Source organism: Erwinia sp. 1181_3 (assembly GCF_052824965.1).
The window spans coordinates 49,842-63,890 of sequence record NZ_VTDE01000013.1 but is presented as its reverse complement, the minus strand read 5'-3'; the positions used below and the strand labels follow the sequence as shown (position 1 = coordinate 63,890).

11 protein-coding genes and 1 pseudogene are annotated in these 14,049 nt (G+C 54.3%); 6 read left to right on the top strand and 6 right to left on the bottom strand.

All coding sequences use genetic code 11. The annotated features are described in order from the left end of the window. Positions 1–46: 46 nt before the first annotated feature. From FY046_RS21150 to dnaA, 6 genes are all read right to left on the bottom strand, one after another. The gene (locus FY046_RS21150) at positions 47–970 is read right to left on the bottom strand and encodes a dihydrodipicolinate synthase family protein (RefSeq protein WP_133844802.1); all 924 of its coding nucleotides are present in this window, start codon (positions 968–970) and stop codon (positions 47–49) included. 44 nt (positions 971–1,014) lie between these two features. After that, a complete protein-coding gene (gene rbsK, locus FY046_RS21145; protein ID WP_133844804.1) occupies positions 1,015–2,223 on the bottom strand; it encodes a ribokinase in 1,209 nt (402 codons plus the stop codon). A gap of 278 nt (positions 2,224–2,501) precedes the next feature. Beyond that, positions 2,502–4,910, bottom strand: a complete 2,409-nt coding sequence (gyrB, locus tag FY046_RS21140; protein ID WP_133844806.1) for a DNA topoisomerase (ATP-hydrolyzing) subunit B — start codon at positions 4,908–4,910, stop codon at positions 2,502–2,504. 17 nt (positions 4,911–4,927) lie between these two features. Continuing rightward, positions 4,928–6,013, bottom strand: coding sequence for a DNA replication/repair protein RecF (gene recF, locus FY046_RS21135; RefSeq protein ID WP_133844808.1), 1,086 nt, complete (start codon positions 6,011–6,013; stop codon positions 4,928–4,930). 74 nt (positions 6,014–6,087) lie between these two features. Continuing rightward, on the bottom strand, positions 6,088–7,188 hold the full coding sequence (gene dnaN, locus FY046_RS21130; RefSeq protein ID WP_133844810.1) for a DNA polymerase III subunit beta: 1,101 nt from the start codon (positions 7,186–7,188) through the stop codon (positions 6,088–6,090). Between the two features lie 2 nt (positions 7,189–7,190). After that, positions 7,191–8,582: a chromosomal replication initiator protein DnaA gene (gene dnaA, locus FY046_RS21125; protein ID WP_133844812.1), complete on the bottom strand. Its 1,392-nt coding sequence runs from the start codon at positions 8,580–8,582 to the stop codon at positions 7,191–7,193. Positions 8,583–9,212: 630 nt separating this feature from the next. Here dnaA and rpmH point away from each other — a divergent pair. The 6 genes and pseudogenes from rpmH to FY046_RS21095 all read left to right on the top strand — a co-directional run bounded on the left by rpmH (position 9,213) and on the right by FY046_RS21095 (position 14,020). Then, on the top strand, positions 9,213–9,353 hold the full coding sequence (gene rpmH, locus FY046_RS21120) for a 50S ribosomal protein L34 (protein WP_003023858.1): 141 nt from the start codon (positions 9,213–9,215) through the stop codon (positions 9,351–9,353). Positions 9,354–9,370: 17 nt separating this feature from the next. Continuing rightward, positions 9,371–9,730, top strand: a complete 360-nt coding sequence (gene rnpA / locus FY046_RS21115; protein WP_062744083.1) for a ribonuclease P protein component — start codon at positions 9,371–9,373, stop codon at positions 9,728–9,730. After that, positions 9,694–9,952 (top strand): annotated as a pseudogene (gene yidD / locus FY046_RS21110) (membrane protein insertion efficiency factor YidD). Before rnpA ends, yidD begins: the two are co-directional and overlap by 37 nt. Positions 9,953–9,954: 2 nt before the next feature. Further along, positions 9,955–11,601, top strand: a complete 1,647-nt coding sequence (gene yidC, locus FY046_RS21105) for a membrane protein insertase YidC (RefSeq protein WP_159338279.1) — start codon at positions 9,955–9,957, stop codon at positions 11,599–11,601. A 154-nt stretch (positions 11,602–11,755) separates the two neighbouring features. Beyond that, positions 11,756–13,120, top strand: a complete 1,365-nt coding sequence (mnmE, locus tag FY046_RS21100; RefSeq protein WP_133844820.1) for a tRNA uridine-5-carboxymethylaminomethyl(34) synthesis GTPase MnmE — start codon at positions 11,756–11,758, stop codon at positions 13,118–13,120. 156 nt (positions 13,121–13,276) lie between these two features. Then, positions 13,277–14,020 carry a 4'-phosphopantetheinyl transferase family protein gene (locus FY046_RS21095; protein ID WP_133844822.1) on the top strand — a complete coding sequence of 248 codons (744 nt, stop codon included), beginning with the start codon at positions 13,277–13,279 and terminating at the stop codon, positions 14,018–14,020. Positions 14,021–14,049 lie beyond the last annotated feature (29 nt).

Sequence of the window (14,049 nt, the reverse complement as noted above, 5' to 3'; positions counted from 1 at the left end):
GTGGGGTACAGCGGGCAGCCCCTGACAGGGCCGCCCGGCGCGAAGGTTAGCCCGCGATTTTCTTTTGCCACAGCGCAGTGCCCTGCTGGATTTGATCCAGCAATACGCCGAGGCCCCAGAATTTTTCCAGCACGTTATCTTTATTCACCCGGCAGAACTCACTGTCGAACGTGCCGAGCTGCTGGTGATAAATTTTGGCGTTTTTCGGGTAGCCGAGGGTTTCGGTTACCGCAGACAGTGACAGGAATAACGACAGTTCCTGCGCTTTCTCCGGCTGCTCTGCGCCATGGTGGTAGAGCCAGTGATACAGCTCAGGATGGAAGTTAGTGAACACACCGCTGAACCCTTTGGAGCCGGACTGGATGGCGGGCCAGGCAATGGCGGCATTGGCATTGATGATATTGAACGGTGTGCCTTCAGCCAGTTTCACGCGGCGCTGTACGGTAGGCAGGTCGCAGCTCACATCCTTCAGCACCACAAAACGGCCGCTGTTGGCGCAGAAGCTGAACTCTTCATCGGTCAGCAGGCGGCGATACGGCGCCGGGCACTCATACAGACCCAGAGGCATGGTCACTGGCAGGGCTTCCAGCAGGGCGTTCAGCGTGGAGAAGAACACCTCACTGCCTTCATTTTTCGGGTCCAGATGGTTGGTGACCAGCACCAGCGCATCAATGCCGGTGTTGGCCATCGCGCTCAGTTCGGTAATCTGCGCATCCAGCGCATCGCTGATATGACCGGAGGCAATGACCGGTACGCGACCCTGGACTTTTTCCACCACAAATTTTGCCAGCGCTACGCGCTCGTCCAGGCTGAGGAACTGCATTTCGCTGGACTGGCAGACAGCAAACAGCGCATCCACGCCCTGTGTCAGATACCAGTTAATCAGCCGCTCAAGGCCAGGGTAGTCAATCTGGTTATCAGCGGTAAACGGCGTCAGCATGACGGGAACAATACCTTCAATCTTCTTCATTTGGTTCTCCTGAAGCAGCAGTGCTGCATGAAAGTCAGTCGGATTTAATGCTGCGCCAGACGCGCAACCACCTGAGGGTGATCGGGCATATTCGATGCCCCTTCGCGCTCTACCGCCAGTGAAGCAAACGCCGCGGCATAAGTGGCCGCCTGCGCAATAGTCTGTCCTTTTGCCAGCGCCGCGGCGAAGGCACCGTTAAACGCATCACCGGCACCGGTAGTGTCGACGCTGAGTGCCGGAAACGCGGCAATATGCTGAAACTGACCGTTCTCGAGGATCAGCGCCCCACGCGAACTCATGGTGATAATCACCCGCTTCGCTCCCTGACGCACAATCGCCAGGGCCGCTTCTTTCGCGCTGTCGAGGTCATTCACCTCCACGCCGGAGAGCAAAGAAGCCTCGGTTTCATTCGGCGTCAGTACATCCACATAGTGCAGGCACGCCAGCGCATCTGCTGAGAAAGGCGCCGGATTCATAATGACGCGCACGCCCAGGGTGGTGGCCAGCTTCATGGCGTTCAGCGTGGCGGAAAAATTGTTTTCCAGCTGCACCAACAGCACATCAGACCCCGCGAGTTCATGCGTCATTTCTGCTACTTCGGCGTCGGTCAACGTCTTGTTGGCCCCGGAATAAATGGCGATCATATTTTCGCCATCCTGCTGCGATACATAGATAATCGCGTTACCCGTTGGCTCTACGTCACTCTGATACAGCCTGAAAGAGTGAATATCTGACGCCGACAGATGGTCGAAAGCGAACTGGCTGAACTGATCGGTACCGACTTTGGAGACGAAGTGAACACGTGCTCCGGCACGGCTGGCCGCCATCGCCTGATTCGCCCCTTTGCCGCCCGGCCCCAGCGTACTGCCCAGCGCCAGCAGGGATTCCCCGCCTTTCGGAAAGCGCGCTACTTTTGCCACGATATCGACGTTAAACGAGCCGAGGATGCACACCCGGCCCTGTGTCTGGGTGCTATCGCGCGGTGCTGACCGCTGACGCTGGCTCTCCAGCCGCTGTAACAGCACCTCAAAGTTGCCGCCGGTTTCCGAAATCAGCTTGGCCTGTAAGTTGCGGCGGATCACCATCGCGCCACCATGACAGCGCTGGATCATTCCAAGGCCTGCCAGTGCTGCCAGATCGCTGCGAATGGTCTCTTTGGAGACGGCAAAGGCGGCAGCAAGCCAGGCGACACTCAGGCTTTCATGCTGGTCGAGATAATCGAGAATGCTGTTACGCCGTTGTTCCAGATACATAGTCACCTCTTGCTATTCAGTAGCCTAAGGGAGCACGTAAAGTTTAAAAGTGATAGCGGTCATAGCGCTCGGTGAAAAACGGAAGCAAACGGAAGTGAAACCAAAAGAGGGTGAGGTAAAAACGAAGGCAGACAGGTCGATGCGCCTAACATGAAAACAAGACGTGTCGAAATTTACTCACTTTTTCGACATGAGGATGACAGGCGAAAAAAAACAGACCCATGGGGGTCTGCTTATTGATACGGGGCGACCGGAACAACAGGTCGCCCCCTGCAACATCAGATATCAATGTTCGCGGCGCGCAGCGCATTCTCTTCGATAAAGGCACGGCGTGGCTCTACCGCATCGCCCATCAGGGTGGTGAACAGCTGATCGGCGGCAACCGCGTCTCGAATAGTCACGCGCAGCATACGACGGCTTTCCGGATCCATGGTGGTTTCCCACAGCTGATCAGGGTTCATTTCGCCCAGACCTTTGTATCGCTGAACCGTCAGACCACGACGTGACTCTTTGACAAGCCACTCCATTGCCTGCTCAAAGCTGGCAATTGGCTGACGGCGCTCGCCACGTTCGATAAACGCGTCTTCTTCAATCAGACCACGCAGCTTCTCGCCCAGGGAACAAAGCTTACGGTATTCACCGCCGAGCATGAAATCCGTATCCAGAGCATAATCGGTATCCACACCATGCGTCTTGATGCGCAGCACCGGTTCAAAGATGTGCAGTTCCAGGTTTTCACGAACCAGACCGCTGTAGCTGCTGCCGTGCTGATCGTTATCGTTCAGATACGTAACCAGCTCATCCATCCAGGCCCGTACCGGCGCTTCTACTGCCAGTTCGCTCAGCGTCGGGTTGTAAACCAGCGCGTTCAACAGCGCCACCGGATAACGGCGCTCCATACGTTTGATCATCTTACGCGTGCTGTTGAACTCTGATACCAGGTCCTCCAGTGGCTTGCCACCCAGGGCCGGAGCGCTGGCGTTAGCATGCAGCGAAGCACCGTCCAGTGCGATAGAGATCTGATACTGGTCCATCGCGTCATCATCTTTGATGTACTGTTCCTGCTTCCCTTTTTTCACCTTGTACAGCGGCGGCTGGGCGATATACACATGGCCACGTTCGATGATTTCAGGCATCTGACGGTAGAAGAAGGTCAGCAGCAGCGTACGGATGTGAGAACCATCCACGTCGGCATCGGTCATGATGATGATGCTGTGATAACGCAGTTTGTCCGGGTTATATTCGTCACGGCCAATGCCGCAGCCCAGCGCGGTGATCAGCGTTGCCACTTCCTGCGAAGCGAGCATCTTATCGAAGCGCGCTTTCTCCACGTTCAGGATTTTACCTTTCAGCGGCAGAATGGCCTGGTTTTTACGGTTACGTCCCTGCTTGGCAGAGCCGCCCGCAGAGTCCCCTTCCACAAGGTAGATTTCAGAAAGTGCCGGGTCGCGTTCCTGGCAGTCAGCCAGTTTGCCAGGCAGACCAGCCAGATCCAGCGCACCTTTACGGCGGGTCATTTCACGTGCGCGGCGAGCCGCTTCACGGGCGCGGGCTGCGTCGATGATTTTACCCACAACGATTTTTGCATCGCTCGGATTTTCCAGCAGGTATTCCGCCAGCAGTTCATTCATCTGCTGCTCAACCGCCGTTTTCACCTCGGAAGAGACCAGTTTATCTTTGGTCTGAGAGGAGAATTTAGGGTCTGGCACTTTGACTGAAACGACAGCAATCAGGCCTTCACGCGCATCATCACCCGTGGCACTGACCTTGGCTTTCTTGCTGTAGCCTTCTTTATCCATGTAGGCATTCAGCGTACGGGTCATGGCGGTACGGAAACCAACGAGGTGCGTCCCCCCATCGCGCTGTGGGATGTTGTTGGTAAAGCAGTAGATGTTTTCCTGGAAACCATCGTTCCACTGCAGCGCCACTTCCACACCAATGCCGTCTTTCTCAGTAGAGAAATAGAACACATTCGGGTGGATCGGGGTTTTGTTCTTGTTCAGATACTCAACAAACGCCTTAATACCACCTTCATAGTGGTAATGGTCGCTTTTACCATCACGCTTATCTTCCAGCTTGATAGAGACGCCAGAGTTCAGGAACGACAGCTCGCGCAGGCGTTTTGCCAGAATTTCGTATTCGAATTCAACGACGTTGGTAAAGGTCTGATGGCTTGGCCAGAAACGCACGCGTGTTCCGGTCAGATCGGTTTCACCGCTAACGCTTAACGGCGCCTGCGGCACACCATGGACGTAGATCTGCTGGTGAACTTTGCCTTCACGACGAATGGTCAGTTCCAGTTTTTCCGACAGGGCGTTAACCACGGAAACACCCACACCATGCAGGCCGCCGGACACTTTATAGGAGTTATCATCGAACTTTCCGCCTGCGTGCAGCACGGTCATGATCACTTCAGCGGCAGAAATACCTTCTTCTTCATGGATACCGGTAGGAATACCGCGGCCATCATCCTGCACAGACACAGAGTTATCTGCATGAATAGTGACAAGAATATCGGAGCAGTGACCGGCGAGTGCTTCGTCAATGGCGTTATCCACGACCTCAAATACCATGTGATGCAGACCGGTACCGTCATCCGTATCGCCGATATACATACCCGGGCGCTTGCGTACCGCATCCAGCCCCTTGAGAACTTTGATACTGGAGGAGTCATAAGAATTCGACATCAACTTTTCTCGCTCGTTTAATCTTCAGGTTGAACCACTATTTTACCTTGTTCTACAGTGAACATCTTGCCCTTTTCATCAGTCATGTCGAAGACATGCTCGGCCGCAATGGCACTGACAAAAACCTGGGCCTGAGTGGCTTTTAAACGCGCTGCCAGCAGGTGGCGACGGGTTTCATCCAGCTCAGAGGCAAAATCATCTATCAGATACAGGCAACGTCGCCCGTTCTGTCGGGTGAGAAACTCACCCTGCGCCAGCCTCAGGGCGCACATCAGCAGCTTTAACTGGCCGCGTGACAGCAAATCTTCCACCGGCGTTCCCTCTGCGCGAATACGAAAATCCGCTTTATGAGGACCACTGGCAGTGTAAGTCAGTGCCCGATCGCGCTCAAAACTGCGTTCGAGCAAGTCGGCATAATCACTCTCTTTATCCCAGCCGCGCTGATAAGAGAAGCTCAGCTGAAATTCCGGCAAAAACTGGGCACAGGTGGCGTTAATATCTGCCGCAATCGCTTCACTGTAGGCCGCACGCCACTGGCTTATCTGTTCAGCCAACGGTGCCAGCTCCTGATCCCAGGCGCGGATCTGCTGGTAGCGTGACACCTGACGCAGCGCTGCGTTACGCTGTTTCAGCAGGCGCTTGAGGTTACTCCAGGCGTTGAAAAAACCCGGTTCATTGTGAAAGCAGCCCCAGTCGATATAAGCACGACGATACTTCGGCCCCCCGTTCAGCAGGGTAAACCCCTCTGGCGTGATCAGTTGCATCGGCAGCATCTGCGCCAGTTCGGCCACTTTGTGGCCGTCGCTACCGTCAACCCGTACCCGGCTGTCACCGGCGCGGTTTTTAGTCAGCCCAACCGACACTTCCCTTTCCGCCCCGGCGATACGCCCGTGCAACACAAAGGCGTCCTGCTCATGGCGAATAACCCTGCCCGCCTGCAAACTGCGAAAGGCACGGCCATGACCGAGGGTATAAATCGCTTCCAGCACGCTGGTTTTACCGCTGCCGTTGGGCCCCACCAGGAAGTTAAATCCGGGGGCCAGCGCGAGGTCCGCGTTTTCGATATTACGAAAGTCTTTAATAAGCAGGCGGGTTAAAGCCATAGCAGGATCCAGAGCAGCGGAATGTCTGGGTCAGGCGTACCTGACCCCTACGGAGATGAAGATGAACTCAGCAATTACAAGCGCATTGGCATCACAACATAGGCCGCTGACTGACTGGCTGCATCTTCAATCTGGACGCTGGAAACGGAATCGGTCAGCAGCAGACGCACGTTCTCGCACTTCAGCGCGTTCAGGACATCCAGCACATAGCTGACGTTGAAGCCGATTTCGAGATCGGTGCCACCGTAGGTCACATCCAGCATCTCTTCCGCTTCTTCCTGCTCCGGGTTATTTGCCGTAATTTTTAGCTGATTTTCGCTGATATAGAGGCGAACACCGCGGAATTTCTCATTAGAGAGGATCGCTGCACGGGAAAACGCCTGCTTCAGCAGATCACAGCCTGCATCGAGGGTTTTGTCCGGGTTCTTCGGCAACACGCGGCGATAATCCGGGAAGCGGCCATCAACCAGCTTCGAGGTGAAAATAAAATCACCCACATGTGCACGGATATTATTGCTGCCAATCTGTACCTGTAACAGGGTATCGCCGCCATCCAGCAGACGCACCAGCTCAATAACCCCTTTACGCGGCACGATCACCGAATGGCTGGGGAGCTGCTGGCCCACCGGCATTGAACAGACCGCCAGGCGGTGACCATCGGTGGCCACAGTACGCAGCTCTTCACCTTCTGTCTCAAACAGCATTCCGTTCAGGTAATAACGCACGTCCTGATGGGCCATAGAGAACTGCGTGGCTTCAATCAGGCGTTTAAGGGTCGCCTGCGGCAGTGTGAATTCGACCTCGCTCTGCCAGTCATCCAGGTTAGGGAAATCACTGGCAGGCAGGGTAGACAGCGAGAAACGGCTGCGGCCGGAGCGCACCAGCATTCTTTCGCCTTCCAGAATCACCGTGATTTCAGCGCCTTCCGGCAAACCCCGGCAGATATCAAAGAATTTGCGTGCCGGTACCGTCGTGGCGCCAGGCTCATGGTCCTGCGTCAGCGCAACGCGCGCCACCATTTCCATTTCCAGATCGGTGCCCGTCAGCAACAGCGTGCCTTCATTAACCTGCAACAACAGGTTGCCAAGGATCGGCAGCGTCGGACGACCGCCTAATGGGCTGCTAACTTGCTGTAATGGCTTGAGTAAATGCTCACGTTCTACAATAAATTTCATAGTCAGGAAGATAATGTTCTGATTAGATTTGAGAAATCTTCTTTAATGTCATGACTCTCTTCACGCAGCTGCTCAATTTTACGGCAGGCATGTAGCACTGTGGTGTGGTCACGACCCCCGAAAGCATCACCGATTTCCGGCAGACTGTGGTTGGTCAGTTCCTTGGCCATCGCCATCGCCATCTGGCGCGGGCGTGCAACCGAACGGGAACGTCGCTTCGACAGCAGATCGGCGACTTTAATTTTATAATACTCAGCAACCGTCTTCTGAATATTATCGATAGTTACCAGCTTCTCCTGCAAGGCAAGCAGGTCACGTAAGGCTTCGCGCACAAAATCGATCGTGATGGCACGACCGGTAAAGTTGGCGTTGGCGATCACGCGGTTTAACGCACCTTCAAGCTCACGCACATTAGAACGCAGACGCTTGGCAATAAAGAACGCCACTTCACCCGGCAGGCGAATGTCATTCTCATCCGCTTTCTTCATCAGGATCGCTACGCGGGTTTCCAACTCAGGCGGCTCGATCGCCACCGTCAGGCCCCAGCCAAAGCGGGATTTGAGTCGATCTTCCACACCATTGATCTCTTTCGGATAACGATCCGAGGTCAAAATGATCTGCTGATTACCTTCCAGCAGGGCGTTAAAGGTGTGGAAAAACTCTTCCTGCGATCGCTCTTTATTGGCAAAAAACTGAATGTCATCGATCAGCAGCGCATCCACTGAGCGATAGTAACGCTTAAATTCTTCGATGGCGTTGTTCTGTAGCGCCTTGACCATGTCCTGCACAAAACGCTCCGAGTGCATATACACCACTTTCGCGTTTGGCTTACGTGCCATGATCCCGTTGCCGACCGCATGCAACAAGTGCGTCTTACCGAGACCGGTACCACCATAAAGGAATAACGGGTTATACGCGCCACCCGGGTTATCAGCCACCTGACGTGCCGCCGCACGTGCCAGCTGGTTTGATTTACCCTCAACGAAATTGTCGAAGTTGTGCTTGGTGTTCACATTTGAGCGGTAAGACAGCTCCGCCGGTGCAGGCATATTGTCCCAGCTGGGGCGCATCGGTGCAGGGCGGCTGATGATGCCTGGTGAACTGGCATGTGCCGTGGCCATCACCGGCTGGCTGATGGTTTGCGCGACGGGCTTACTGCCCACTTCAAAGCGCAGCAATGGCACATTTGCCCCGCAAAAATCATTTAGCAGAGCATTGATATTATTCAGGTATTTATCCCGAACCCAATCGAGTACAAAACGGTTTGGTGCATACAAGGCCAGCGTATTGTCATTCAATTCGGCCTGCAAGGGGCGTATCCACATGCTGAATTCTGTGGCAGGTAGCTCATCCTGCAGGCGGGCAAGACACTGTTGCCAAAGCGTAAGTGACACGGCGGACTCCACTCGAAAAAATTCGATAAGAAATAAAAGCGCTGAAGCGATAATTTCATCATTGTTGACGCATGCCGATGAAACACATGCGAACCGCTATCCACGGTTACTCCGCCCGTCCCCGGCATATCTAATGCTTAAGGGGTAGGATCGACCCGAAGGATCGTTAGCGGAAGGGCGGATCATAGCGTAAAGCGCAGCAGAGATCTTCACTTTCTACACAGTTTTGATCCAATTTATCCACAGGCATGTACAGCGGGGATAAGTTTACGCCACCCTGAGCAAAAGACATTCAGGATCGTCTGCATTCATTGAAATTTAATGGTGCCATCACGTTATTGCCGCAAACAGCATGCAACAGGATCGCCAGAAGATCCTGCGCGATCCTTGCGCTTTTTACTGGACGCCGTATAATTCTTGCCCCGGCGTGTGCGCCATGGCCGTTTTGGCTGTTTTTGCGGTCACTACGGGCAATCAGGATGCGCTTTTCACGCGAAGTAAATTGACTCTGGACTGTACAATTATTACAATCCCGCCTCTTTATTAAAGACACACTGAGGCGTCGGTCGTTTTTTCGGGCCAGATAACGCGTCACCAAGTGAAATTTTTCAAGTTTAGGTAGAAATCGCCATGAAACGCACTTTTCAACCGTCCGTACTGAAGCGTAACCGTTCACACGGTTTCCGTGCTCGTATGGCAAATAAAAATGGTCGTCAGGTTCTGGCACGTCGTCGTGCTAAAGGCCGTTCTCGTCTGACCGTTTCTAAGTAATAAAAGCTAACCGCTGAGTGGTTAAGCTCGCATTTCCCAGGGAGTTACGTTTGTTAACTCCCACTCATTTCACTTTCGTCTTCCAGCAGCCACAACGGGCTGGCACGCCGCAAATTACTATTCTCGGCCGCCTGAACGCGCTGGGGCATCCCCGCATCGGTCTTACCGTCGCCAAAAAACATGTTAAACGTGCTCACGAGCGTAACCGGATCAAGCGATTGACCCGCGAAAGCTTTCGTCTGCGTCAACATGAGCTTCCGGCGATGGATTTTGTCATCGTAGCGAAAAAGGGTGTTGCCGATCTGGATAATAAGGCACTGACGGAAGCGTTGGAGAAACTATGGCGTCGCCATTGTCGCCTGGCTCGCGGCTCCTGATCGGGCTGATACGCGTCTATCAACGCGTTATCAGCCCGCTGTTAGGACCCCACTGCCGTTTCCATCCCACCTGTTCGCAATACGGAATTGAGGCATTGCGCAGGTTTGGGGTGATAAAAGGGAGTTGGTTGACGATGAAACGCATATTAAAATGCCACCCCTTGAACCCGGGTGGCGACGATCCGGTGCCGCCACATAACCATTGATCCCAGAGAACATTAACGATGGATTCGCAACGCAATCTTTTCCTCATCGCTTTTCTGTTCGTGTCCTTCATGATCTGGCAAGCCTGGCAGACGGACCACGCTCCGCAGCCATTGCAGACCCAGACCACGCAAAACACGACCAGTGCAGCCGGTGATGCCGCCAATCAGGGCGTACCTGCCAGTGGCCAGGGCAAAACGATCACCGTTAAGACTGATGTCCTGTCTTTAAACATCAATACTCGCGGTGGCGATATTGACCAGGCGTTATTGCTGACTTACCCGGATTCACTGGGTTCAGACAAGCCTTTCCAACTGTTGGAAACCACGCCTGGATTCCTGTATCAGGCCCAGAGCGGTCTGACTGGTCGTAACGGCCCGGATAATCCGGCCAATGGCGCACGTCCTCTGTATACCGCAGGCCAGGATCACTTCGAGCTGGCTGATGGCCAGAGCGAGCTGCGTATTCCGTTGACCTTTACCGCGGAAAACGGCGCAACCTTCACCAAGACCTTCGTTCTGAAACGTGGTGAATACGCGATTAATGTCGATTATCAGATCAACAACGCCTCACAGCAGCCGCTGGAAGTGTCAATGTTCGGTCAGCTGAAGCAGTCTATTGACCTGCCGAAGCATCGCGATACCGGCAGCAGCAACTTTGCTCTGCACACTTTCCGTGGCGCGGCTTACTCCAGCAGTGAGACAAACTACGAAAAGTACAAATTCGATAAAATCAGCGATAACGAAAACCTGAGCACCACGACCACCAATGGCTGGGTGGCAATGATGCAGCAGTACTTCGCCACCGCATGGGTTCCACAGACGGCGGGTAACAACACGCTGTACACCAGCAATCTGGGTAACGGAATCGCGGCGATTGGCTACAAATCTGCACCGGTCACCGTCGCACCAGGTTCTCAGCAGCAGCTGGCAGCCACCCTGTGGGTGGGCCCGGAAATTCAGGACAAGATGGCAGCTGTGGCTCCCCACCTTGATCTGACCGTGGATTACGGCTGGTTGTGGTTTATCTCTCAGCCGCTGTTCAAACTGCTGAAATTCCTGCACACCTTTATCGGTAACTGGGGCTTCTCCATTATCGTAATCACCTTCATCGTGCGTGGCATCATGTACCCGCTGACCAAAGCGCAGTACACCTCGATGGCAAAAATGCGCATGTTGCAGCCTAAGATTCAGGCGATGCGTGAGCGTTTAGGTGATGACAAGCAGCGTATGAGCCAGGAAATGATGGCGTTGTACAAAGCGGAGAAAGTAAACCCGCTGGGCGGCTGTCTGCCTCTGGTTATCCAGATGCCTATCTTCCTGGCCCTTTACTACATGCTGATGGGCTCGGTAGAACTGCGTCATGCGCCGTTCGCCCTGTGGATCCATGACCTGGCAGCACAGGACCCGTACTATATTCTGCCGATCCTGATGGGTATCACGATGTTCTTCATTCAGAAGATGTCGCCAACCACCGTGACCGATCCGATGCAGCAGAAGATCATGACCTTTATGCCCGTGATCTTCACCGTGTTCTTCTTGTGGTTCCCGTCAGGTCTGGTGCTGTACTACATCGTCAGTAACCTGGTGACCATTCTCCAGCAGCAGCTGATTTATCGCGGCCTGGAAAAACGTGGCCTGCACAGCCGCGACAAGAAAAAAGCGTAATCTGTTAATGCTGCGGGCTGACCGAAAAAGAAGGTCAGTCCCTGCACGTAGGGGGCAACCATTTTTTCCGGTCGCCCCGTGCGAACAACACGCACAATGCTTACACTAAGGCGGTCATTATGACCGCCTTTTTATTTCCAAAAGAGAATTCAACATGAGCCATAGCGATACTATCGTCGCGCAGGCGACCGCGCCAGGACGCGGCGGCGTCGGCATTCTGCGTATTTCTGGCAGCAAGGCCGCAGACGTTGCGCAGTTACTGCTGGGTAAACTGCCTAAACCGCGTTACGCCGACTATCTGCCGTTCCGTGACGCCGACGGTAGCACTCTCGATCAGGGCATCGCGCTGTGGTTCCCCGGCCCGAACTCATTTACCGGTGAAGATGTACTGGAACTTCAGGGCCACGGCGGTCCGGTGATCCTTGATCTGTTGCTGAAGCGTATTGTGGCACTGCCCGGGCTGCGAATTGCCAATCCGGGAGAGTTCTCAGAACGCGCCTTCCTCAATGACAAACTGGATCTGGCACAGGCTGAAGCGATTGCCGACCTGATTGATGCCAGCTCCGAGCAAGCAGCACGTTCCGCCGTTAATTCATTACAGGGCGTATTTTCTGCCCGTGTAAACCATCTTGTGGAAGCACTTACTCACCTGCGAATCTATGTAGAAGCAGCCATCGACTTCCCGGATGAGGAGATCGACTTCCTCTCCGACGGTAAAATTGAAGCGCAGCTGCATCAGGTGATTGCCGACCTTGACGACGTACGTGCCGAAGCACGCCAGGGCAGCCTGCTGCGTGAAGGGATGAAAGTGGTTATCGCCGGGCGTCCAAACGCCGGTAAATCCAGCCTGCTGAATGCACTGGCCGGACGCGAAGCAGCGATTGTGACCGATATCGCGGGCACCACCCGCGATGTGCTGCGCGAGCATATCCATATTGATGGCATGCCGCTGCATATCATTGATACCGCAGGATTACGCGAAGCCAGCGATGAAGTTGAGCGCATTGGCATCGAACGCGCATGGAATGAGATCGAACAGGCCGATCGTGTGCTGTTTATGGTCGATGGCACCACAACGGGTGCGACCGGCCCGGCCGAAATATGGCCGGACTTTATCGCCCGGCTGCCACAAACGTTACCGATTACCGTGGTGCGCAATAAAGCTGATATGACAGGTGAAGTGCTGGGCATCGAAGAAGTAAATGGTCACTCACTTATTCGTCTGTCGGCACGCACTGGCGATGGCATTGATGTCCTGCGCGACCACCTGAAGCACAGCATGGGTTTCTCTGGCAATATGGAAGGTGGCTTCCTGGCACGCCGACGCCACCTGCTCGCACTCGAGTTAGCAGCCACTCACTTACAGCAGGGCAAAGACCAACTGCTGGGTGCCTGGGCCGGTGAATTACTGGCAGAAGAGCTTCGCCTTGCCCAGCAAGCGCTGAGTGAAATTACCGGAGAATTTAGCTCGGATGATCTGCTGGGGCGTATTTTCTCCAGTTTTTGCATCGGGAAGTAAACACCCGGTGTGATCGCTCTATTCCACCAGCAATCTGGCTATAAACAGTGACAATAGTCCGAAAATACCCCTGGGAATGGAATCCCAGGTGAAATTTGATAAGAAAATTCTTACAATGGCAGAGATGATTACCCGACCATTTTCACGGAGCGACAGATGGCAAGTCATTTTGCACGTTGGGCACTCGCCCAAACCAGACCCCAGGTTCACCGACTCCCGCAGCAGATGGTAGAGCAGGCCAGCAGATTTTCCGAGAAACGCCGGGCCCGTTATCTGGCCGCCCGAAGCCTGCTCGCTGAACTGATGCTGCGCGTGTATGGCATCCCCCTTTTGCCCGAATTGATCACCACCACCAGTGGACGCCCCTGCTTTGCAGACCCGGATCTCCCTGACTTTAGCCTGGCCTACGCCGGTAACATGGTCGGTGTGATGTTAGCTGAGGAACGGGGCCGCGCCGGACTCGATATGGAAATTGTCCGCGCACATAGCCGTCAGACGACGGAGCATCATTTTGAATGTCTGTCGTCGGGAGAGAAAGCGTGGATCAATGCACAGAATGATGCCATTGAGGCGTCTACGCAGCTGTGGACGCTACGCCAAAGCATTCTAAAACTCACTGGCGAAGCGGATGAAGGAAGTGATTCACTACGCTTGCACCCGGCATCAGGACGACTGCGCTGCGTCACCTGGCCAGATATTCAGGCGCTGTGTGATGTTGAGCCATTGCTGGTGTGGTCCTGTGCGTTATCGCCAGGCACTGACCGACTGCATTTGTGGGAATATAACGGGGAAGATGGCTGGGAATCACTGCGGGATTTTAACGTTTATGCACACAATCTTGGGCCACGCACGCTGCGTCTGACCAGTCTGCCGGCGGAAAAACCGCTCTATCACTCCTGAGAGTCAAACGGGTGGCGTTACCACCACCC

What these genes read in the sequence shown, in the direction of transcription:
- FY046_RS21150 (WP_133844802.1), bottom strand. Translation starts at nt 970, where the DNA reads ATGAAGAAGATTGAAGGTATTGTTCCCGTCATGCTGACGCCGTTTACC.
- rbsK (WP_133844804.1), bottom strand. Translation starts at nt 2,223, where the DNA reads ATGTATCTGGAACAACGGCGTAACAGCATTCTCGATTATCTCGACCAG.
- gyrB (WP_133844806.1), bottom strand. Translation starts at nt 4,910, where the DNA reads ATGTCGAATTCTTATGACTCCTCCAGTATCAAAGTTCTCAAGGGGCTG.
- recF (WP_133844808.1), bottom strand. Translation starts at nt 6,013, where the DNA reads ATGGCTTTAACCCGCCTGCTTATTAAAGACTTTCGTAATATCGAAAAC.
- dnaN (WP_133844810.1), bottom strand. Translation starts at nt 7,188, where the DNA reads ATGAAATTTATTGTAGAACGTGAGCATTTACTCAAGCCATTACAGCAA.
- rpmH (WP_003023858.1), top strand. Translation starts at nt 9,213, where the DNA reads ATGAAACGCACTTTTCAACCGTCCGTACTGAAGCGTAACCGTTCACAC.
- yidC (WP_159338279.1), top strand. Translation starts at nt 9,955, where the DNA reads ATGGATTCGCAACGCAATCTTTTCCTCATCGCTTTTCTGTTCGTGTCC.
- mnmE (WP_133844820.1), top strand. Translation starts at nt 11,756, where the DNA reads ATGAGCCATAGCGATACTATCGTCGCGCAGGCGACCGCGCCAGGACGC.
- FY046_RS21095 (WP_133844822.1), top strand. Translation starts at nt 13,277, where the DNA reads ATGGCAAGTCATTTTGCACGTTGGGCACTCGCCCAAACCAGACCCCAG.